General features: G+C 58.8%; 18 protein-coding genes. 7 read left to right on the top strand and 11 right to left on the bottom strand.

Going from position 1 to position 22,220, the window contains the following annotated elements; genetic code table 11:
• Positions 1 to 13 precede the first annotated feature (13 nt).
• Positions 14 to 370 (bottom strand): response regulator, encoded by a 357-nt coding sequence (locus tag KD146_RS03000; protein WP_249327564.1) that lies wholly within the window; start codon positions 368 to 370, stop codon positions 14 to 16.
• Positions 367 to 3,045, bottom strand: coding sequence for a PAS domain-containing protein (locus KD146_RS02995; protein ID WP_212657265.1), 2,679 nt, complete (start codon positions 3,043 to 3,045; stop codon positions 367 to 369). Before KD146_RS02995 ends, KD146_RS03000 begins: the two co-directional genes overlap by 4 nt.
• A gap of 310 nt (positions 3,046 to 3,355) precedes the next feature.
• On the opposite strand from KD146_RS02995, the gene KD146_RS02990 reads away from it, so the two are divergent.
• The 3 genes from KD146_RS02990 to KD146_RS02980 all read left to right on the top strand — a co-directional run bounded on the left by KD146_RS02990 (position 3,356) and on the right by KD146_RS02980 (position 7,319).
• Positions 3,356 to 5,833 carry an EAL domain-containing protein gene (locus KD146_RS02990; protein ID WP_212657264.1) on the top strand — a complete coding sequence of 826 codons (2,478 nt, stop codon included), beginning with the start codon at positions 3,356 to 3,358 and terminating at the stop codon, positions 5,831 to 5,833.
• Positions 5,834 to 5,884: 51 nt separating this feature from the next.
• Positions 5,885 to 6,223 carry an ArsR/SmtB family transcription factor gene (locus tag KD146_RS02985; RefSeq protein ID WP_345790808.1) on the top strand — a complete coding sequence of 113 codons (339 nt, stop codon included), beginning with the start codon at positions 5,885 to 5,887 and terminating at the stop codon, positions 6,221 to 6,223.
• A gap of 88 nt (positions 6,224 to 6,311) precedes the next feature.
• Positions 6,312 to 7,319, top strand: coding sequence for a permease (locus tag KD146_RS02980; RefSeq protein ID WP_212657263.1), 1,008 nt, complete (start codon positions 6,312 to 6,314; stop codon positions 7,317 to 7,319).
• 121 nt (positions 7,320 to 7,440) lie between these two features.
• Here the strand turns inward: KD146_RS02980 and KD146_RS02975 are convergent, their stop codons facing one another.
• The 7 genes from KD146_RS02975 to KD146_RS02945 form a co-directional block, all read right to left on the bottom strand.
• A complete protein-coding gene (locus KD146_RS02975; protein WP_212657262.1) occupies positions 7,441 to 8,385 on the bottom strand; it encodes an N-acetylglucosamine kinase in 945 nt (314 codons plus the stop codon).
• Positions 8,382 to 9,053 (bottom strand): N-acetylmannosamine-6-phosphate 2-epimerase, encoded by a 672-nt coding sequence (locus KD146_RS02970; protein ID WP_212657261.1) that lies wholly within the window; start codon positions 9,051 to 9,053, stop codon positions 8,382 to 8,384. The genes KD146_RS02975 and KD146_RS02970 overlap by 4 nt, the downstream gene beginning before the upstream one ends.
• Positions 9,050 to 9,913 (bottom strand): carbohydrate ABC transporter permease, encoded by an 864-nt coding sequence (locus KD146_RS02965; RefSeq protein ID WP_212657260.1) that lies wholly within the window; start codon positions 9,911 to 9,913, stop codon positions 9,050 to 9,052. Before KD146_RS02965 ends, KD146_RS02970 begins: the two co-directional genes overlap by 4 nt.
• The gene (locus tag KD146_RS02960; protein WP_212657259.1) at positions 9,910 to 10,830 is read right to left on the bottom strand and encodes a carbohydrate ABC transporter permease; all 921 of its coding nucleotides are present in this window, start codon (positions 10,828 to 10,830) and stop codon (positions 9,910 to 9,912) included. The genes KD146_RS02965 and KD146_RS02960 overlap by 4 nt, the downstream gene beginning before the upstream one ends.
• Positions 10,831 to 10,902: 72 nt before the next feature.
• Positions 10,903 to 12,141, bottom strand: a complete 1,239-nt coding sequence (locus KD146_RS02955; RefSeq protein WP_212657258.1) for an extracellular solute-binding protein — start codon at positions 12,139 to 12,141, stop codon at positions 10,903 to 10,905.
• Between the two features lie 54 nt (positions 12,142 to 12,195).
• The gene (locus KD146_RS02950; protein ID WP_212657257.1) at positions 12,196 to 13,266 is read right to left on the bottom strand and encodes an ABC transporter ATP-binding protein; all 1,071 of its coding nucleotides are present in this window, start codon (positions 13,264 to 13,266) and stop codon (positions 12,196 to 12,198) included.
• 171 nt (positions 13,267 to 13,437) lie between these two features.
• A complete protein-coding gene (locus KD146_RS02945) occupies positions 13,438 to 14,286 on the bottom strand; it encodes a MurR/RpiR family transcriptional regulator (RefSeq protein WP_212657256.1) in 849 nt (282 codons plus the stop codon).
• Positions 14,287 to 14,512: 226 nt separating this feature from the next.
• Between KD146_RS02945 and murQ the strand changes: the two genes are divergently transcribed.
• From murQ to treY, 4 genes are all read left to right on the top strand, one after another.
• Positions 14,513 to 15,448, top strand: a complete 936-nt coding sequence (murQ, locus tag KD146_RS02940) for an N-acetylmuramic acid 6-phosphate etherase (RefSeq protein ID WP_212657255.1) — start codon at positions 14,513 to 14,515, stop codon at positions 15,446 to 15,448.
• Between the two features lie 14 nt (positions 15,449 to 15,462).
• Positions 15,463 to 16,497 (top strand): serine hydrolase domain-containing protein, encoded by a 1,035-nt coding sequence (locus tag KD146_RS02935; protein WP_212657254.1) that lies wholly within the window; start codon positions 15,463 to 15,465, stop codon positions 16,495 to 16,497.
• 94 nt (positions 16,498 to 16,591) lie between these two features.
• Entirely contained in the window at positions 16,592 to 17,659 is a 1,068-nt protein-coding gene (locus KD146_RS02930) for a DNA topoisomerase IB (protein ID WP_212657253.1), read from the top strand.
• Between the two features lie 107 nt (positions 17,660 to 17,766).
• A complete protein-coding gene (gene treY / locus KD146_RS02925) occupies positions 17,767 to 20,022 on the top strand; it encodes a malto-oligosyltrehalose synthase (RefSeq protein ID WP_212657252.1) in 2,256 nt (751 codons plus the stop codon).
• Between the two features lie 16 nt (positions 20,023 to 20,038).
• Here the strand turns inward: treY and KD146_RS02920 are convergent, their stop codons facing one another.
• Both KD146_RS02920 and KD146_RS02915 read right to left on the bottom strand, forming a co-directional pair.
• Entirely contained in the window at positions 20,039 to 21,181 is a 1,143-nt protein-coding gene (locus KD146_RS02920; protein ID WP_212657251.1) for a GNAT family N-acetyltransferase, read from the bottom strand.
• Entirely contained in the window at positions 21,178 to 22,167 is a 990-nt protein-coding gene (locus KD146_RS02915; protein WP_212657250.1) for a sterol desaturase family protein, read from the bottom strand. Before KD146_RS02915 ends, KD146_RS02920 begins: the two co-directional genes overlap by 4 nt.
• Positions 22,168 to 22,220 lie beyond the last annotated feature (53 nt).

Below are 22,220 nucleotides of genomic sequence, written 5' to 3'. Positions count from 1 at the left end.
CTGCTGGTGAACTTCAGGCGATGGCCCGTGCCACGTCCTCAATAGCATAAGGCTTGGACAAGAACTGCGCGCGCTCCGGCATCGCAGAGCTGTCTGGCAGCTTCTTGCCCGAAGTGACGACAACCTTCATCAATGGCCAGCGCGTATCGATCAGGGCGGTCAGTTGAAGGCCGTCCATTGAACCTGGCATATCAATGTCAGTGAAAACCGCGGCAATCTCGTCGTGCGCTTCCAGGCGCGACAGAGCCTCATCTGCATTACGTGCCTCAAGGACATCAAAACCCAGATCCCGTAACTCATCGGCAATCGAGAACAAGAGAAGGGCTTCGTCTTCTACAACGAGCACAACGCCGCCGGACATTTTTGTCATTGGTGCATTCCTGCCACTTGGCCGTTATCCAGGGGCGCTGTCAGTTCGCAAACTACCCCTGCGGGCAGGTAACCCAAGGTGGCCGTACCACCAAAGTCACCACCCAATACGCGTGTAACGAGGAAAGATCCGAATCCGTTCCGCGTTGGTTCTTCCACAGCTGGTCCACCGCTCTCGGCCCAACGCCATGTCAGCATTTTTTGGCCATTGAGGTTCTGAACGCTCCACTGGATATTCACCTGTCCATGAGGCACCGAAAGCGCCCCATATTTCAATGCATTTGTACCGAGTTCGTTAATGGCGAGCGCCAACGAGAGAGCCGCCTTGGGCTGCAACATGACCGACGGGCCGCTCGCTTGGATTTGCTCGCCCGGCAGAGGAACGATGGTGGCATTCACGACGTCACCAATCGACGCCGTCGTCCACTTGGTGCTTGTCAGAATGTCGTGTGCAGTGGCCAGCGCCTGCAGCCGCTCGGTAAATGACACACGCGCCGTCTCCAGGTCTGTATTGCGCAGTGTGCGTGATGCAATGGCAGACACCATTGCGAGAATATTCTTGATACGGTGCTCAAGCTCGTGCGTCAGCATCTGCTGGCGAGCCTGAGCCTCCTTTTCATCGGTGATGTCCTGCATGATGCCGTACATCTTGATCGGCTTGCCCATGCCGTCGTGGACAAACTCGATATGGCGCGACAACCAACGAATCTCGCCTGTATCGGGGCGTTTTATACGGTACTCGACATTGGGTTGGGCAGTGCCGGACTGACGCGTATCTTCCGTCGATCGAACATCGCTGTGCTCGGGAACCACGATAGCTTCAAGCGCACTGATATGGATGCTTTCACGACGTTCGAGCCCCCAGATCTCCCAGAAGCGATCCGAGCCCAGAACCATCCCGGTGGGTATGTCCAACTCCAAAGAGGCAATCCCTGCCGCCTGCTGCGAGAGGCGGAAGCGCCGCTCGCTGCGCATCAGCGCCTCCTCAACCGAGCGACGTTCGGTAATGTCGATGACCACCCCAACAATCCGCTTGTCGTCATCGGGCAGGCTCAGTTGAGCGCGGATCAACAGCCATTTTTCCGTACCGTCAGGCCAGAGGTGTCGCACCTCCACTTCCAGCTCGTTTTCGCCATTGTCCTTGGCGTCTGCCGCCGCCTGAGCCACGCGCTCGCGCTCACCCGGCGCATAGCGCGACAGGTATTCCTCGGTGCTCGGCATTGCGTCTTCGGCAAAGCCATAGAGCTGGTTCAATGCAGCTGAAGGTGTGATGACGCCGGATTCCGTATCAAGGTCCCAAACCGCCATCTGTCCAGCGTCAATCGCCAGTCGCAGCCGTGTCTCGCTTTCGGCCAGAGCTTGTGTCGAGGTCTTTTGAGCATTGATATCTGTATTGGTGCCAATCCAGCGCTCCACCTGCCCCTTGCTGTTGCGGAGCGGGACGGCGCGGACGAGATACCAGAGGTATCGGCCACTAGCCTCCCGAATACGGAACTCGGACTCATAGAGTACACCAGCGTCCAGCGCCTTCTGCCAGTTCCGGGCGACGCTGGGCAGATCGTCAGGGTGCACGATTTGCACCCAGCCACTACCCACCAGATCGTCATATTTTAAACCGCTAAAGCTGTAGATTCCCGAATTGAACCAGTCGAGCTCACCATTTGGCTTGGCCGTCCAGACATGGTTCGGCATTGCCTCAGCAACGCTTTGGAACTCCGCTTCGATTTCCAACTGCTGGCGGTCACGCTGCAGTAGTCGATACACCCAGAAGCCGGCGAACAGCAGCCCTAGCCCAGCGGGAATAGCGAGCGCCAAAAGTGAAAACGTCGCCCTGTTCAGCGCTGAGAATGCCGCGTCGCGGCTGATCGATGCCAGCGCTACCAGATTGGTGCTGCCAATGCGGCGATAGCCAACCACGCGGTGCTGGCCGTCTATGGCCGAAATGTTTTCGTAAGTGCCCGATGGCGCTTCTTCGAGATACTCCGTGAAAAGGACATGGGCGCGCAGATCAAGCGGCCCATCAGCCAGCGGATAACGCGATACCAACTGACCGTCATCGCGGAACAATGCCACCGTTGAACGATCATCAATATCGAGCGAGTCCCACACTGCCTGCATCAGGTCTGAGCTGAACGATAAAATGGCCGCGCCCGCGAACACGCCGTTGCGCTCGATGCGTTTGCTGACCGTAAATATCTGTTGTCCATTGAGGCGGCTGACCATCAGCGAGGAGGTGTGCCAAGGCGCCCCGTTTGCTACTGCCGAGAAATACTCGCGATCCCGCACATCGATCGGCTTGAAATCGGGATCGGTTGTCAGTGGCGTGGCGCCATCGACGTCAACCACATAGACCTTCACCTCACCCGGCAATGCGACGGTGGCTTCCGTAAGCTTGCTCGCGGCCTCCGGCAGCGGAACGCGAATGTCGTCTCCCAGCGAGTCGTCGACGCGGCGCAGCAATTGATGGGCCGTCTCCAGAGCCCAACCGATATTGGCAGCCACCACCTGCGCCCCAGACTCCGTCTGGCTGCGAATACGGGCTTCCGCGTCGCTATAGGTTTTCCAGAAAAGATACCCTGAGCCGATTGCAATGAATGCAACCAACGCCACAACCATGGCTGTTGCAGCGCGATGCAATCCAAGCCTGGAACCACTACGATCCAATGCAGTAATCAACTCGTCCCTCACACTGGCGGCGACCTAACCACATTTCGGGTCAGAGCCACAATCGTCCTTGAAGCGATCCGCCCCGCTTTCGCAGCACGAGGACCTGAGCTCGATACCCGCCGTTGACGCCAGCTTACCGGGCCAACAGCCGGTTCCCTGACGTCACCATCATCACGTCAGCACCGACCATTGCTTTTTGGATTGCCCCACAACCTCTAATTTCGAAACGCAGCAAAGGCGGATTGGGTTCCATCCGTTAACAATCTCTTCTGCCCCGGAAGTTACAGTGATCCGAACTACCGACGTCGGACTACCCCCTATGCCCGCCTCTGAATCCACGCTTACCGCCGGACAACACATTTGGGAGCACGCCCTCCACCGCGCGCGGCTGGGTGTGTGGGACTGGAATTTGGTGACAGGCGAGTGCACCTATTCCGACACCTGGTTCGAAATGCTCGGCTACGCACGGGGTGACCTCGAACAGGACAGCGAGTTGTGGCTGCGCATTACGCATCCCGATGACCGCGACCGGGCTCTGGAAAGCGGCAACCGTCATCTGGCCGGCGAAACCGACGCCATCGAGACCGAACTGCGCCTGAGGCACAAGCGGGGTCATTGGGTCTGGGTCCTCGACCGTGGCGGTATCATTGAGCGCAACGCCGCCGGTGAACCGACCCGCATGGTCGGTGTTCAGACCGATATCTCTTCTCTCAAAAATGTCGAACGCGCCCTTGAGCAGGTCAATCGCAGCTATGATCTGGTGCTCGAAGCCAGTGTCACTGGCATGTGGTCTTATGACTTGGCATCGGGCGTCAGCCATTGGGACGACCGCACACGCCAGATGTTCGGCATGCCTGCATTGCCAGCACCACTTGAGGCCAAAATCTGGCACTCATTTTTGCACCCTGAGGACAAGGAAAACGCCGAAGCAGCACATGCGCTCAAGCCTGAGGGTGATACCCCATCTGCCATCCGCTACCGCATCGTTCTCAAGGACGGCTCGATCCGGCACATGGAAACGCGCACCATCTTTGTGCCAGATCCCGGTACCCCAGGCTCGATCCTAGGCACAATTCGTGACGTATCCGAAGAAGTATGGGCCGCCGACGCGCTCAATATGGAAAAGGAAAAGCTGAGGGTCACCCTGAGTTCGATCAGCGACGCAGTCCTTAGCACTGACACCGGCGGCGTCATTACCTTCGTCAACCCGGCTGCCGCCAGGCTTATTGGCCGCCCACAGAGCCAGTTGATCGGCCTGAGCCTGTCGCAGGTACGTATTACCCAGACCCAGGTGCCGCTCTCCGCTGTCTTTGGCACCCAGACCGGCACGCAGACGGCCGATGTCGTCAGAGCGGATCTCGACGATTTCTCGGTGCGCTGGACGGCAAGCGCCATCCGCGCCGCCGATGGCACACATCTGGGTAGTGTCTATACCTTTCAGGACGTCACCGAGCAGCAAAAACAGCAGAAAGCGCTGTCCTTTGCAGCCAATCATGACGCCCTGACCGGGCTGCTCAATCGCTCCGCCTTCGACGCAAAGCTGCGCGAACACATCGCGCAGGCAGATGTCCAGCCCATCACCGTGATCTATATCGATCTGGACTACTTCAAGGGGCTCAATGACTTCGCCGGACACGCCGCCGGCGACATGGCACTCCAGACCATCGGCGCAGCACTGCGCGACGGCTTGCCCCAAGACACAATTGTCGCACGCCTCGGCGGTGACGAGTTCGCTATCATTCTCGACACCGGTGATTTCGACGCCGCTGACGCGATCGCTGCTAACCTGCTTCGCACGATCCAGAACGCCGATTTGGGCATATCAACCGCCCATCGTAATCTGGGCGCCAGCATTGGCGTCGCACTCATCCACGATAGCCAAACCGCACCCGCCGACGCCTTGGCATTTGCTGATGACGCCTGCTATCGGGCCAAATCGTCAGGGCGCAATCAATACGCCTTCTTCTCTCGCTTGGGGGAGACGGCGACCTCCGGCCTTACCGCTGCACGCATCGTCGCCGACATCGCCGACGCCCGCGCTGAAGGTCGTCTTCAGCTCTACGGCCAGGAACTCCGTTTCATTCGCGACCCATGGGTCTGCTCAGGGCATGTTGAAGTCCTCGCCCGCATGCGCACCAGATCTGGTCAGATGATCAGTCCCGCTGAATTCATTCCGGCCGCCGAGCGCTTCGGCATGGCTGCACCACTGGATCGCTGGATTATCCAGACCGCGCTCCAGCGCCACGGTCACACCATGCAATTCCGAGGCGGACTGTCGCTGGCCTTCAATCTGTCGGCTCAAACCCTGAGCGACCCTGCGTTGTGGGAAACCATTGATCAGGTGATTTCGGACCACGGCGTCTATCGCGGCAATGTCGTCTTCGAAATTACCGAAACGGCGGCTTTCACCAATTTTGAAGCTGCAGAGCGCTTTGTTCGCGCCGCTCGTGCCAGTGGCTGCCGCGTCAGTCTCGACGACTTCGGCACGGGCCTGAGTTCTTTCGAATATCTGCGCCGCTTTCCAGTCGATACCATCAAGATCGATGGTTCGTTCATCCAGAATCTGACAACCCAGCAATTTGACCGCGAGATCGTTGCGGCCATCAGCACGATTGCCCACAACATGGGCTACGATGTCGTCGCCGAGAAGATCGAGAGCCCCCAGGACCTGAACATTCTCAGCGAAATGGGCGTTCGCTTTGGACAGGGCTTTTTGATGCACCGGCCCGAGCCTCTCGAACAACTGATCGACCGCGAATTCGCCGGTCAGCTTCAAGGCATTGCCCAGACACGTTAGGCAGACGCGGTGTCATTAGCGAAACAAATTGACATAACCAGAAATACGGTTATGTTTTCTCTCATGTTGAAAGCTGATCCACGCACAGAAAACACCGCTCGCGCTTTGGCCGCGCTTGGCCACCCTGCCCGACTGGACGTCTTCCGCCTCTTGGTCCGGGCAGGCAATGACGGTTTGATCGTCGGCGACATTGCCCTTCACACCAGCCTGCCACTCTCTACCCTTGCGCACCATCTGCGTGCCTTGGTCACCGCCGGCCTGGTTAATCAGGAGCGCCGCGGTCGCGAGATCATCAATACTGTCAATTTCGACGCGATGACCCGCACGCTCGGGTTTCTGACCGATGAGTGCTGCCATGGCGTGGCGATCCGCAAAGTCGACGTCGCCTGACGGTCCCCAACCGCTTTTTTTGTCTAAATATAACCATTAAACTAGGTACATAATCATGACTGATATCCCTCTTGGCTCAGGCAGTAGCATGCTCGCCAATCTCTGGTCTCAGCAGCGCGTGTGGCTCGCCACGGCACTCATCCTTGCAATGACAGCGGTGCTTGACCCGACTCAGGGGCTGGAGAGCCTGCAGTTCACGGTCGACGCGCTTGTCCAAACAGCACCGTACTTGATCGCCTCCATTGCCTTGGCGGCGTATGCGGGCGCCAGCGGTGCCGATAATCTCATCGCACGAGCTTTCACCGGCTCACCTATTTTGATGATCGCAGTGGCAGCAGCCTTTGGTGGCCTGTCACCATTCTGCTCCTGTGGGGTCATTCCCCTGATTGCAGCCCTGCTGGCCATGGGCGTGCCGCTCTCCGCGGTTATGGCGTTCTGGCTCGCCTCACCTGTGATAGATCCCGCAATGTTCGCTTTGACCGCGGGCGTGCTCGGCTGGGAGTTCGCGATTGCCAAGACCCTCTCGGCAATTGGCATCGGCCTGCTCGGTGGCTACGCAACGCTGACGCTCACGCACAGCGGTGCTCTCGCCAACCCTTTGCGCGAGGGAGTGGGCAACGGTGGTTGCGGCGCATCTTCCGTGCGCACCCCTAAACCTGTGGCTTGGGCGTTCTGGCGCGACCCGGCGCGTCGCCAGAAATTTGGGCGTGAAGCACTTAAGACTGCCCTGTTCCTGTTCAAGTGGCTCGCACTGGCCTTCGTCCTTGAGAGCCTGATGGTCGCCTTCGTCCCCGCTGAGTGGATCATCACTACCGTTGGCAGCAATGGCATTGGATCGATTGCTATCGCGACCTTGGTCGGAGTGCCGGCCTACCTGAATGGGTATGCAGCCTTGCCGCTGGTGTCGGGCTTGATTGAGCAGGGCATGGCGCCCGGCGCCGGCTTGGCCTTTCTCGTCGCTGGCGGCATTACCTCGCTTCCCGCAGCCATAGCGGTCTGGGCCCTCGCCCGTCGTCCGGTATTTGCGCTCTACGTGGCCTTTGCCCTGTCCGGCTCATTGCTGTCGGGTTTGCTGTTCCAACTCTGGCTGAGCTGACAACAAGGGGGGTGGCAATAGTCTGCCATCAGGTTCCTTGAATTCGCTCGACGGCCCGCGCCCGGCGTGCGGGCCGCAGGCTTTGAGATCCGCAGTACAGACCGAAGTTCAGATCACGCCGTCATCCCAAGGCCGATTTAGCCGCCAGCACCTGCGCCCACATCCCCTGCTCTTCAAGAGGCAGTCTTGCAGCCGAAAGAGCCGCATCCGCACTGACCTGTCGGACCTCAAACCCGACTAGCGCGCGCGCCACCTGTTCGCCGATGCTGGGATGCAGCGTGAGTACGCCCCCGACCAGTGCGATCGGGCACTTCTGCGCGCGAGCAATCAGCGCATGTGCCAACTGCGCTAGCTCTGACCCGGCGTCACTCAAAATACTCAGCGCCGCGTCATCGCCCTGCTCGGCCGCTTTGCCAACGGCCACCGCCAGCGTGCCGATCACCCCCCGATCATTGCCATAAACAAACTGGCGCACCGCATGCCAGTCGTCTGAACCGATAATGGCAAAGACCGCATTGGCCAGTACCGACATATCGGCAAACGAGCCAGTGTGATCAAGACACCGATAGAGCTGGTCCAGGGCGCGGAGCGCAATCCAGCTGCCCGACCCCGCATCATCAATCAGTATGCCGCGTCCGCCCACGCGCACGTAACGCCCATCAGCACCGATATGAAGGCCAATCGAGCCGGTCCCTGCGGATACCAAATGCCCCTCACCGGGCGCGAATATCCCGGCATAGGTCAACGTCATGTCATCGGCGATGAGGCTATGCTGGCTACTAACGCCAAAGCTGTCAGTCACCAATTGGGTCATCTGCCCAAACACTGCCGCCCCGTACCCCGTCAGGCCAACAGTTACGAATTCAGCCGCGAGCCCCTGCGCAACGAGCGCCCCGGCAATCGTGGAAAAGGCACGAGTAAGTCGCTCCCGCTCCGTCGGACTGAACAAGTGCCCGGTAGCACCATTTGCCTGCCCCCGCGCAATGATCGCGCCGTCCTGGTCACAGGCCACCCAGCGGCTGGCAGTACCGCCAACGTCAATACCCAGATGCACCAATCGGCTCACGCCGGCACACCGGCGGCGACGAACTGGCGGGTTATTTCACGCGGATTGGTGATCATGGTCCCTACCACTACGGCGTGGGCTCCTGCTTCAAATGCGTGCCGCACCAGCGCTGGCGTGTTGTAGCGCCCCTCGGCAATAACCGGTATCGGCAAGCGGGTCGCAAGGGCTTCAACGAGGGCCAGATCAGGCTCCTGATTTGCTGATTGGGTTGCCGCAGTATAGCCCGACAGCGTGGTCGCAATATAGGTAGCGCCGCAATCGGTAGCCGCTCGCGCCTCTTCCAGATTGGACACGTCAGCGAACACTGGAACCGCCAGTTCTTGTCGGATGCGGCGGATCAGTGCCAGTGCCGGCACACCATCGCGCGGCCGTGTGGTGCAATCGAGCCCGACAATATCTGCGCCAGCAGCCACCACGGCCTCGGCAGCAGCAAAGCTGGGCGTGATGTAAACCGGGTATTCATCCGAGAAGATTTTGTGAATGCCGATTACGGGCAGGCCCGCCGCCTTGACCGCGGCGATGTCGTCCGGTCCGTTCGCGCGGATAGCCACGGCGCCGCCATCGCGCGCAGCCAGAGCCATCGCCCCCATGAAGGCAGGACCATGCAGGGGGTTGTCGGCCCGCGCCTGGCAGGAGACGATCAACCCGCGAGGCAGGCTGATTGTCATTTGATGGCGCCGGAAGTCATGCCAGAAATGAACTGCTTGGAAAGCACAATATAGATCAGGATGATCGGTGCTGCTGAGAGCGTCAGCCCAGCAAACAACACACCCCAGTCGGTGGTGTACTCGCCCATGAACGTCGTCAGACCCTGTGGCAACGTCTTGAGCGCATCGTTCTGGATAAACACCAGCGGGAAGAAAAAGTCGTTCCAGATCGGCACCACATTCTGGATGCCGGCAATCACCATCGCGGGCCGAACCAGCGGCAGCATGATCGACCACATGATACGCGCTTCGCTCGCCCCATCCATTCGCGCCGCATCTTCAAGTTCATTGGGCAGCGTGCGGATAAAGCCGGTCATGATGAACACGGTCGATGGCAGACCCATCGCCGTATAGACGAAGATCAGCGACAACTGGTTGTTCAGAATACCCAGATCGCGCATCAACATGAACAGCGGGATGATGGCCAGTTTGAGTGGTAATGTCAGCCCGGCAATAAAGAACATCAGTATGAAGCCAGCGCCCCAGAACCGGTAGCGAGCCAGCGCATAGGCGGCCATTGTGCCCAGCGTCAGGATCAACGCCATCGAGGCACCAGTCACCACGAATGAGTTGAACAGATAGCGCAGGAAATTGGTCTGCGTCCAAATCTTGATGAAATTCACCAGATTGCCGAAATCCGGCACGCTGAATGGTGACTTGAATATCTCCGGCGTCGATTTGAAGGCCGAGAACACCATGATCAGGATCGGCACCAGCATGATGAACGTGTTGGCCACAAGAATGATCTGGATCAGGCCGTCGCGGCCCAACATCCCCAGAATGCCCTTGCGGTCCTGATAATTGGTGGCTGCCACGCTCATAGCTGGATCTCCCGGGCACGCAGTCGGACGGTGACCACACTGGCAACAGCGGCGATGAAGATGAAGATCAGCACGGCAAGCGCACTACCCAGGCCGAAGTCCTGTTGGCCGGACGACACATTGCCGAACGCCGTGCGGTAGAAATACAGCCCCAGCACGTCAGTCGAGCCATAGGGCGAACCATCCAGCCCGGCCATGATGTAGGGGAGCTCGAACCAGTTGAAAGCGCCCACAAACAGCAGCACGAACACCACCGTGGCACTCGGCGCCACCAGCGGCCAGACGATCTTGGTGATCTTGACCCATTCGCTGCGCGTCTCCATGCGCACGGCATCGAGCATTTCGGTGGGAATGCGCTGCATGCCAGCCAGGAATACCAGCGTGGGAAAGCCGAGCATGTGCCAGGCATTGGCAATGATCAGTCCCCATAGCGCCGTGGATTCCTGACCCAGCCAGGGCTGCGCCAGTTCCGGCAGCCCGACCCCGCGCAGCGTAATGTTGAACACCCCGAAAAGCGGGTGCATGAACAGCTTGAACAGATAGCCGACGATGATGGTCGACAGCACTACCGGCAGGAAAACTGCGACGCGGTGAAAACGGGCGCCGGGCAGCTCGCGCCACAGCGCATAGGCGAGAAAGAATCCCAGCCCGTTCTGCAGCACCATCAGGGCAATAAACACCTGAATATTGTGCGCGAATGCGTTGCGGGTCCAGCTGGCATAAGGCTCGACGAACAGGACCTGGTGGAAATTGGCCAGCCCGACAAACTCGCCGCGCAACAGGCCCTGCCAGTCAAAAAAGGCAAAGGTGAAGGCCGACACAATTGGATAAACAACGAACAGCGCGACGAACGCCATTGGCGGGACGATCAACGCCGTGATCCACAGTCCACGTCCGGTCATGCGCAGTTTGGGCATATTCGCTGCAGCTCCAGTGAGGGCATATGCCCTCCCCCACGCGGGGAGAGGGCGAGTTGTGAAAAACCAGACTTACTTCTGGAACGGTTCGTACCAGGTCGCCAGACCTTCGGTCAGTGCAACGCCGATCTCTTCAGGCGTGACCTGATCAGCCATCAGCTTCTGCACTTCCGACTGCAGCAGCACGGAACCGGAAGGCTCACCGAAGCGGAAATGCACCAGCATGATGTAGGGGATCGACGACTTGTTGAGGTCGGCAACTTCCTGCAGCAGGGCATTGTCGAAGCTGACATTGGGGATAGGCGAAATGTTGTTGAGCGAATTGGCGAAAGCCTGCCCGAATTCCTGGCTCGCGAGGAAGTTCAGGAACTTCATCGAAGCTTCCTTGTTTTCGCCAGCAGCATTGGCAGCGTAGCCACCATCATAGAAGACGCCAACCAGCTTTTCATCGTCAGCCGACAGACCGGGCGCTGCGAACACGCCAAGATCCAGATCGGGGTTCTGACCCATGAAGTTGGCAAGCTCGAACGACCCACCGGCAAACATCGCCGCCATGCCCGAGCTGAACAGCTGCTGGCTTGATGCATAATCCAGACCGACAAAACCGTCCGGGAAGTACGCGCTGACTTCCTTGAGCTTGGTCAGTGCTTCGACATAGCGTGCATCGGTGAAGTCGGCATTGCCGGCAGCCAGGTCCTCATAGAAATCCTTGCCGATGATTGAAGACGTCAGCGCCGAAACGATGGTTTCATTCTGCCAGGCGGTTGCTGTGCCATTGGCAAAGGCGAACATGCCGGCGTCTTTGACGGCCTCAGCGGCGGCCATCATCTCGTCCCAGGTCTGAGGTTCAGACAAGCCAAGATCAGCGAAGATCTGCTTGTTGTACACAACCAGCATGGTCTGGGACGCAAATGGCACAGCGTAAAGCTTGCCATCGGCACGCACCGATTCCGCGGCCAGCGCTGCTTCAGGGAAATCGGCCAGCGCTGGAATGGCGTCGGTGGTCAGTGCCTCAAGGTAGCCCGACGTTGCAACGTTTTCCAAACCGCCATAGGCGCGAACCATCATCAGGTCGGGGCCAGTACCACCAGCCAGAGCTGTCGCCAGAATGGTGTTGTAATTGGTAGCTTCGAAGGTCTCGAAATTGACCGTGATACCTGGGTTGGCCGCTTCGAAAGTATCGATAAAGCTCTCGTACTGAGCCTTGTCCTCCTGCCGCCAGCTCCAGAACGTCAGATCCTGGGCCAGACTTGGGCTGGCGATAACCGCAGCTGCCAGAGCCAGGCCGATGCGCATGGTATTTGCTCGCATTGTGCTAGTCCTCTCCTGTTTCGTATTGGTTGTTCGGATGATCATGCCCGCGTCTTAGACGGGTAACCGTCGGCCATCCTCGGCGGAAAAGTAATGTATCGCGGCGCCCTCGCAGTTCAGACGAACGGCAACATCGGGCTCATAAATATCGTTGGGGGCAGTGCGCACACCGACCAGCGTGCCCTCGGGCAGCCGCACGTAAACAAAAGCGTTCTCACCCAGATATTCGGTATAGACCACGCTGGCCGACACGCCCGGGCTGCTCAGATCACGGCTCAATTGCCAGGCGTCGGGTCGCACCCCGATTTTGAGCGGACCATCGCCGCCTGCGGGCAGTTCGTCGACGCTCAGGCTCTCGCCGCCATCAATCACCAACTGATTGCCTGTGCGCTGCACATCGACCAGCGACATCTTTGGAGAACCAATAAAGCTGGCGACAAACACATTTGCCGGCGTCTCATAGAGCTCGCGTGGCGTGCCGACCTGTTCGATGCGGCCAAGATTCATCACCACGATCCGGTCGGCCAGCGTCATGGCCTCGACCTGATCATGGGTCACATAGATCATCGTGCCGCCAATCTGGCGGTGCAGCCGGGCAATTTCCAGACGCACTTCAGACCGCAGCGCGGCGTCAAGATTGCTCAGTGGTTCATCAAGCAAAAACACTTCCGGCTTGCGCACCAGGGCGCGGCCGATAGCAACGCGCTGTCGTTGCCCGCCGGAAAGCTCGCGCGGTTTACGCTTGAGCAGTTCGTTGAGCCGCAACATTCGCGCAGCCTCGGCAATCCGCGCCTCGACCTCGTCCTTGGTCAGTCCCATCAGGCGCGCGCCGAAGGCCATATTCTCATACACGTCCATATGCGGATAAAGCGCATAGGACTGGAACACCATGGCAATGCCCCGCTGGGACGGATGCACATCGTTCATCTGCCGGCCATTGAGCACGAACTCGCCGTCAGAAATCGGGTCGAGCCCGGCAATCAGACGCAACAGGGTCGACTTGCCACACCCCGAGGGCCCCACAAACACGACGAACTCGCGATCGCCGATCTCGAGATCAATGCCGTGCAACACATCCGTGTCATTGAAGCGCTTCTTGATGCCGCGGAGCGATAGTTGAGCCAAGATGCCTTCTCCGAATTATTGGGGGACGCGCAGCACGCCACCACACTGACCGCCCAAATGCGAGCCGCCAATTTTGGAATACTAAATTCCAATAATTTGCCATGTCAAGAATATATGATCACAATCGAACGTCAACGCCATAAGCGCAAACAGCCCACCTAAACCGTCGGGTCAGGCCTTGAGGACCGTCACGGCGGCTTCACTGCGATGGATGTAGTCGTGTGAGTCTTCCTGGCGTCGCAGCAACAGGATGAACAGCAGATCAATCAGCATCAATTGGGCATCACGCGATGTGATCGCCGACGAGCGAACCCGCTCCTCATCAGCCACGGTATAGAGATTGATATCTGCAATATCGAGCAAGGGGTTGGGCTGCAGTCCGGTAATGGAGATGACGGTCGCGCCCCGCGCCTTTGCCAATTCTGCGATCTTCACGATTTCCATGCTGGTGCCCGAATAGGACAACGCCACCAGCAGATCCGAAGTGTTGAGCGTCGAGACATTGGCGATCTGGATATGATTGTCGCTGTCCAGCAGCACCGTCCGTCCCAACTTGAGCAATTTGTACGAGAAATCGCGCGCCACCAGAGAGGACGCGCCGACACCTGCAAGCTGGATACGCCGGGCCTGAACCAGAATATCAAGGGCCTGGTCGATGGTTTGCTCCCAGTTGGCTGCCGAGGTCTCGCGCATCGACAGCAGCTTGCTGCCAATCAACTTTTGCATGATCGTCATATAGCTGTCGCTGGCGTCAATCGTGCCGTGAATGATACCAGCGGGCGCCTGCCACTCCTGCGCCTTGGCCTTGCTGACCGCCAGCTTGAGCTGCTGATAACCGCCATAACCCAGCTTCTGGCTGAACTTGACGACGCTGGACTGGCTACGCCCAGTCGCCTTGGCCAACTCTGCTGAAGAAAGTCCCAGCATGCGCTCGGGATTATCAATGATGAACTGCCCGATCTGCCGATCCGCCTGTGTCATGGCCTCGAGCTGGGCAGCAAGGATTTTCAGAATCGACATTTCTGGCTCCACGACTTCACAGCAGGCACAAACACAACGCTCAATCCCGACTTAGCGCACCTGGCTGCGTCCATCCATCAGCAACATCTTCATTTGCCGCCCGACAGGCCCAATGGGCGTAGCGCCCATCTAACAACCAGAATAATTTCGGAATATATTATTCCATGTTTCGTTGACATATGGAATACTCACTTCTAGCATCTGCGCGAATAGTGAGTGATGACAAATGGCAAAAAGCGCCCTCATTGCGGAACTGGGACACCTTGTCTCGGAATCGCGCAATTCCGACACCATGCAGATCGATCTGATGTCGAGCCGGCAGATTCTCGATGCCATGAACGCACAGGATCGGGGCGTACCCGCCGCGGTCGAAAAAGTCCTGCCCGAAACGGCCATAGCCGTTGATCGTATAGTCGAGGCGTTCAAGGCCGGCGGTCGTCTGATCTATATGGGGGCCGGCACCAGCGGACGGTTGGGTGTACTCGATGCATCGGAGTGCCCGCCCACTTTTGGCGTGCCGCAGGGCATGGTGGTAGGCTTGATCGCAGGTGGCGACCGCGCCCTGCGCTTCCCTATTGAAGGCGCCGAAGACAGCCCTGATGAAGGCCGCCAGGATTTGCAGCGCGTCAATCTTACCGACAAGGACGTCGTTGTCGGCATCGCCGTCAGCGGCCGCACGCCATACGTCATCGGCGGGCTGAACTATGCCAGTCAGGTAGGGGCCACTACGGTGGCGCTGTCCTGCAACCCCGACTCCGCCATTGCCCGGCTTGCTGACATTGCCATTTCCCCGGTCGTCGGCCCCGAGGCCGTCACCGGCTCGACGCGTCTCAAATCCGGAACGGCACAAAAGCTCATCCTCAACATGCTGACGACAGCAAGCATGATCCGCATGGGCAAGACCTACCAAAACCTGATGGTGGATCTTTCGGTCAGCAATCAGAAGCTGGCCGCGCGTGCTACCCGAATTCTCGTCGAGGCCACTGGCTGCACGCCCGACCAGGCAGAGCACTACCTGGAGCTCAGTGAGTACAATGTAAAATTGGCGATCCTGATGGCGTTGACTGGCATGGAGCGCCCCGCGGCCGAATCCGCACTGCTCGAAGCAGACGGATTTCTACGCCGCGCGGCCGGGGAAACCCATCCCAAATTGGCTGGCTGACCAGTCAACACGCCATGGCCACCAAACAGCCTCAACACTGCGACGGCGAACTGCAACAGCAGTTCGACAGCGCCTTCACCCTGCTCGAGAGCGCCGTCGATAACGGCCGGATCCCCGGCGGTGTGCTAGGCGTGACCGATCTCAAACTCGGTTGCACCGCGCGCGCAACCGGCATGGCGGCACTAAAGCCCGACAAGCGGGAGATGCAGCTTGATACCTGGTTCGACCTTGCCTCGCTGACCAAGGTACTCTTTACCACACCGCGCATTCTGGCCCTGCATCACGCGGGCCGGATCGATCTTGATGCCCCCCTCACATCTGTCATTCCGGATCTGCACCAACAGGTGCCCGATGCGTGGCAACGACAGATCACGTTCCGCCAGTGTCTCGGGCACCAGACGGCCTTTCCCGGTGTGTTTCCGCTCTACACCTATGGTCTGGAACCGCAGCTGCTTCGACATTTCGTCCTGCAGCGTGATTGGCCTGCTGGTGCTGCGGGATATTCAGATATCAATTTCATCCTGCTCGGCATCGCCCTTGAACGTCTAGAGGGCAAGCCGATACGCGCCCAGGACCCCGGTCCGGGCTTTGCCTTTGCGGCCGACCCGCAACACGCCGCCGCGACTGAATACTGCCCATGGCGACAGCGTATCCTGTGTGGTGAAGTTCACGACGAAAACTGCGCGGCTCTTGAGGGAGGCGGACATGCCGGTCTGTTCGGCCCCATCACCGCGGTCATGAACCAGGCCCAGGAATGGCTCCGTCGCGCTCAGACCGAGCATCCGATCGTGGGTCTAATGCGTCAGCCCCTTTCCGACACACGCACCCATGGCTGGGAGCGCGCGCATGTCGGCTGGTCCGGCGGCGACCGTACGTCCCCGGCAACCATCGGTCACACCGGCTTCACTGGCACGGGCCTATGGATCGATTTCGAGAACCAGCGCGCATGGTCTCTCCTCACCAATCGCGTTCACCCAAGCCGCCATGTCCACACCGGCATCGCTGAACTGCGCCGCGCCATTGGCGACGCTCTGAGCGCCGTTCGCTGACGAACACCGTAAAGTCATCGCCCCAAGCCTGCTCCGGTGGAACTTCAGCCCGCCTGCTGGATTAAGTCGTGGCTCACGCTGCTCAGGCCCACAGATGACAATCTCATCCACGTCGACCAATTTGCTGCCAAGACCGCATGATCATGCCGCCATCGCGTCACTGGCCTATACATCCGATGAGAGTGATGGCTTCTCTCGCCGTCGCCGTGGCAAGGGCTTTCAGTACCGCGATGCGGCTGGCGACAGCATCACAGATCCGGGCACTGTTGAGCGCATCCAGGCGTTAGGCATTCCGCCAGCATGGACCAATGTCTGGATTTGCCCGGAACCATCAGGGCACCTGCAGGCGACAGGTTACGATGCGCGTGGCCGCAAGCAATATCGCTACCACCCGCGCTGGACCGAGGTCCGAGATGAAGCCAAATTTGCCGGCCTGGCCGAGTTTGCCCGCGCCCTTCCTGACCTCAGAGCCAGGGTGGAAACCGATCTTCGCCGTCGCAACCTGTCACAGGAGCGCGTCGTCGCCTCAGTGGTCTGGCTACTCGATCACACCATGATCCGTATCGGAAATGCCGCCTACTCCCGCGACAATAAAAGTTTTGGGCTCACTACCCTCCGGGACCGTCACGTCAATATTGAGGGCGACAAGCTTCGCTTCGTCTTTCGCGGCAAGGCCGGCAAAAGCTGGAACATTGACCTGATCGATCGTCGCATGGCGCGGCTGGTTCGCAGGACACAGGACCTGCCAGGCCAGAACCTGTTTCAATACCTCGACCCGGACGGCGACCGACATACCGTGCAGTCTCAGGACGTCAATGCCTATATACGGGAGGTAATCGGCGGGGATTTCACCGCCAAATATTTCCGTACGTGGGGTGGCACCACCCGGGCTCTATCCCTTTTTGGCAAGGCGCCTTTGCCGCAAACGAAACGCGAGCAGACTATTACCGCCAACGCATTGATTGATCAGGTGGCCAATCATCTGGGCAACACGCGCACCATCTGCCGCAAGTGCTATATTCACCCGCAAATCCCCACATCATGGTCAGCGGACACGCTGAGGAGAGAATTGGGCAACCGACGCATAAAGCAGCCGCCAACCGGGCTCGACGAAGAGGAGACGCTGACCATGCACTGGCTCAAACGGCAAGCGAGTGGTTGAACCTCTGATGCCGCGTTTGGCATCTCGTTGTCCACGGCGCATGATCAGCCAGGCCGTATTCAAAGTCCGCCTCCTAGCCCTCAACATTTTTCCATAGGCGGTCTGCAATGATTGACCCAGCCCCGACCGCGACCTACCGCATCCAGATGCGCGGAGGCACGCGTTTTGCTGATATACAGAGCCAGCTCGATTACTTCTGCAAACTGGGTATTTCGCACCTTTACCTGTCGCCCATATTTGCGGCCAACGCTGGCTCCACTCACGGCTATGATGTCATCAACCCCACCGTGATCGAGGCAACTCTAGGTGGCCGTGACGGCTTCCAAGACCTAGCAAATGCCGCACACGCTAGTGGACTTGGCATCATTCTCGACATCGTACCCAATCACACCGCATTCAGCCTGGAAAATCCTTGGCTGCGCGACGTCTTGCAGAACGGGCAGGCCAGCCGCTACGCGTCGCATTTCGACATCAACTGGTCAGTGGGACCTTTGGCGCTGCCCTTCTTGCCCGAGCCCTTTGCAGCCATGCTTAATGCAGGTCGTTTCTCGGCCCAACATGGAAGCTGGGTGTTCGACGACGTCAAAATCCCCTTGGCCGCTGATGGGCCACAACAGGCCTCGTCGACCGAGGATCTCCTGGCCCTACACGCGCTCCAGCATTGGCGGCTCCGCCATTGGGAAACCGAGCGCGACAGCATCACCCATCGTCGCTTCTTCAACGTAACAGGCCTGATCGGCATGCGCGTAGAGGACGCTGAAGTCTTCCGCGACACCCACAGCCTGATTGTCGACTTGGTCAAGTCCGGCTACGTCGATGGTTTACGGGTCGACCATATCGACGGCCTGGTCGACCCCAAATCCTATCTCGACCGACTGGCCCGGAAACTGCCTGATACCCCAATTTGGGTCGAAAAAATCCTGGTCGGACAGGAGAGCCTCCCCGAGAACTGGCCGACCGCAGGAACCACCGGCTATGAAGCAGGCCGCCTGCTCGCGCGCCTGTTGACCCATCCAGATGCCATCGACACGCTGGATGATGCATGGCGCCAATCAACAGCCATCAGTGAGGATTTTTCGACGGCGCTATCGCAGGCCAAGACTGACATTTTGTTCAACGAACTTGCTGCCGAACTGCATCAGCTCATCGCACTAGGTACCGCAGCTTTGGCTGATGATCCCGACGTCGAAGCGGGCCCCGAGAGTCTACGAGAGGCAGTAATCGCCCTGCTCACCGGCATGTCGCGCTATCGCACCTATATCGACGATAAGGGCGCCAATCCGCAGGATCGCCAATTGCTTGGGGACATTGCCGATAAAGCCCGCCCCACCCTGCGCTCACCCCGCGTTCTCGATCACCTCATTCAGCACATGCTAACGCCAGCCAATGGGGAACACCGGGCGTTTGCTCTGCGCTTCCAACAGGTTTCAGGTGCCTTGCTGGCCAAGGCGCAGGAAGACACCGCAGGCTTCCGCTGGACGCGCTTTCTGGCGGGCAATGAGGTTGGTGCAGAGCCTGATGACATCACCGTCACTGACGCAGAAGCGAACATTTTCCTGGCTGCGCATCGTCCATCGGACATGAATCTCACGTCAAGTCACGACACAAAACGCTCCGAAGATGCCCGCACGCGACTGGTCGCGATCAGCCATCACCCGGCAGAGTTTGCGCATCTGGTTCAACAGGCGCGTCAGTTGGCCCCAGAGGACGCCGTCACACCGGCATGGCAGTGGTACATCGCCCAATCCACCCTTGCCATCTGGGGTGCTGAGCCGCACGCATTGCAGCAGCGGCTCGCCGAGCATATTCGCAAGGCGATGCGCGAAGCCAAGCAGACTACGTTTTGGACGCGACCGGTCGACGCCATAGAAAACCCGGCCATCGACTTCGCTGCTGCGCTTTGTGAACACTGGCGAGACACCCGGCCCGTTGAGCTTGATGTCCTGCTTGCGACGGGAGATGCCCTGAGCCTCACTCAACTCGCCTTGAAGTGCTTGATGCCGGGCTTTCCCGATATTTACCGGGGCTGCGAGGCGCCCTACTACACCTTGACCGACCCCGACAGCCGCTTGCCGGTCGACTGGTCAAAGCTTGAGAGCGTCGCCGAAACTACCGGCTTTGCCGGCGACAAGGCACGGCTGACCCGCACCCTGCTGAAGCTAAGAAATATCGAACACGGCTTTTTCGCCAACGCCCGAGCTGAAGTAGCCACTGACACCAATCGAATCCGGTTCACGCGGGCAACGCCGGATCGCACCTTGGTGCTCGAACAGTCCCCGACGCCGGCAACAATAAAACCGGATCAGATCTGGCGCAGCACCTATGCCGGGCACACCCTGACCATTGGCTGGCAAGCTCAGTAGAGGTGCGAGAATCCTGTTAGGCTGTGCCTGATCCATCGTCTTTTGTGAGTGAACGATGCGCCCGCCACTTCGCGATCCTGTGCCGGACCATATCGCCCAGGAGAACCCCGCGCCCCAGAAGTGATCCTGGAGCTATAAGCGTGCTCAGACGCACGGCCTGAGTAGCAAAACGCGACTTGAACGCCTCAGCACCGCATAGGAAATCCACTACATGGTATCCATTTTCAAACGCCCACATAATGTAGTCGTTCATCAACAGCGTGCCAGGCGAAAGGCGTTCGAACGCCGGATCATAGGTTGTGACAAAGGCCATTAGACTACGGTGTTGTACGAAATTGACCGAGATCGCGACGATCAATCCATCGAGTTCGAGAACGAAGATGCGCAACACACCAGCCTGCGCCATGGCGTCGACCAACGCAGAGAGCGTCTTGTCTCCGGCCTCAAACAAAGCAGAGCTGTGCCCACGAGCATCCATCCACTGTCGCTTCAGCGCTGACAGACGTTCCAGCACAGGTTCTACCGCTTCGTCCGCATCAAGCAGGCGAAAACGCAAATCCCCCAGCTCTGCCATGGACTTTTTGCCACGCCGGTAGTTCTGGCGAGGTTTCTTTGACTGGCTTTCAAACCAGGCGTTTCCTGTGGTCCACTCGCCGCTCACCCGGTGACTGATTTCGCTGCGATGGTTGGGGACGAGTCGGACCACCGCGCCACGCCCGGACATCGCCTGCATCTGGGCCGTAGGCAAAAGGCGATTGATCAGGGCAATGTCAAAGCCGCCCGATGCGGTCAGTTGGTCCCACAACACGTGTAGTGCTTCTGGCGCATATCCCGGCGCGACAAGGACATCTTCATAGTCGCTATAGCTGTTGGCCGCCCATTCAAGGAACCGAAGCCCGCGCCGTTTCTGCACACAGAGTGGCATGATGGCTTCAAGTCGGTCCCCATTCCAGACCATACCGATGCGCAACTCACAAAGATCAACATCCGAAAGATTGTGCCACCAGCCAGAAATCCATGCATGGCTCTGAAATATCAGCCCGTCGGCCCGAGACCACAAAGCATCCCAGGCAGGGCCGATCTCAGCCAGCCGCGCAGCCTCGGTCACGACCTCGATGGTTTCAGCGCGAACCAGCCCGTTCGGCGCATGCAAATTCACGGCTGACCGCCCTTGATCGGAGCTTCAGCGCGTGGGCGCCGGAAGCGACGGAAAATGACCCTGCCCATCTTTTTGAGCGGTAGGATGTAGAGACCGAATAACGACTGGTATTCATGAGCATCACGATCCATCAGCCCGAACTTGAATTCCTCGTCCGGCTCGGGGACGTACAGAGTGCCGAACATCCGGTCCCAGAATGAAAACAGCAGGCCGTAATTCTTGTCGTAGTGCCGCGGATCGACACTATGATGCAACTGGTGCCAGTGCGGGCACAACACGACATTGTTCAGCGGTCCAAACGATATCTTGAGATGGGTGTGACGAACAAAATCCATCATCAGAATGTTGCGGATCACATAGACATTAATGCCAAAAATGGTCACCTCGACCGGGTCCAGCGCGACCAGGGTCCAGATACCAAAGGCAATGCCGGGGATGACACCGTCCCACATACGGTTCATCAGATCGTCCAAGGGATGCACGCGGTCCTTGGTTATTCCCACCATGACTTCGGCTGAGTGGTGAACCTTGTGCAACTCCCAAAGCACCGGAAACCGGTGCTGGGCTGCGTGGTACAGATAGTAGGATATGTCATAGGCTAGCAGCATGGTGATCGTGAAGACGATGACCACGACAGGTCCGGGGGCATCGCCCAGTACCGGCGCATGAATGTCCAGCAGCGCGCCGAGTCCCTGATTGGTGGCGAACGCGACAGCGGAAACGAAGATCACACCCGATGGAATGAGCAGAAATGGCATCAGCAACCGCTTGGTGATCCAGAAAAGTGCGTCTGCGCGCGCCGATGGATGTAGGATTACCTCTTTGGGAAGGGCGAACTCGAAGAAGTCGGCAAAAGACTTCTTTTCGACCGTACGCCAATAGGCCCACAACGCACTCCCTAGTGCCGTGAGGAGCAACAAACCGGCAGTGGCCAAATTCTCGACGGTGAGCTTGTCCATCACCTTGGCAAGGAACTCATTGATCATTTCAACACCGTCTCCCGAATGGCTTTGCAGGACATCGACAGGCGGTGTTTGAA

The organism is Devosia litorisediminis, from assembly GCF_018334155.1.
GTDB lineage: Bacteria > Pseudomonadota > Alphaproteobacteria > Rhizobiales > Devosiaceae > Devosia > Devosia litorisediminis.
This window is presented reverse-complemented; position numbering and strand designations above follow the sequence as displayed.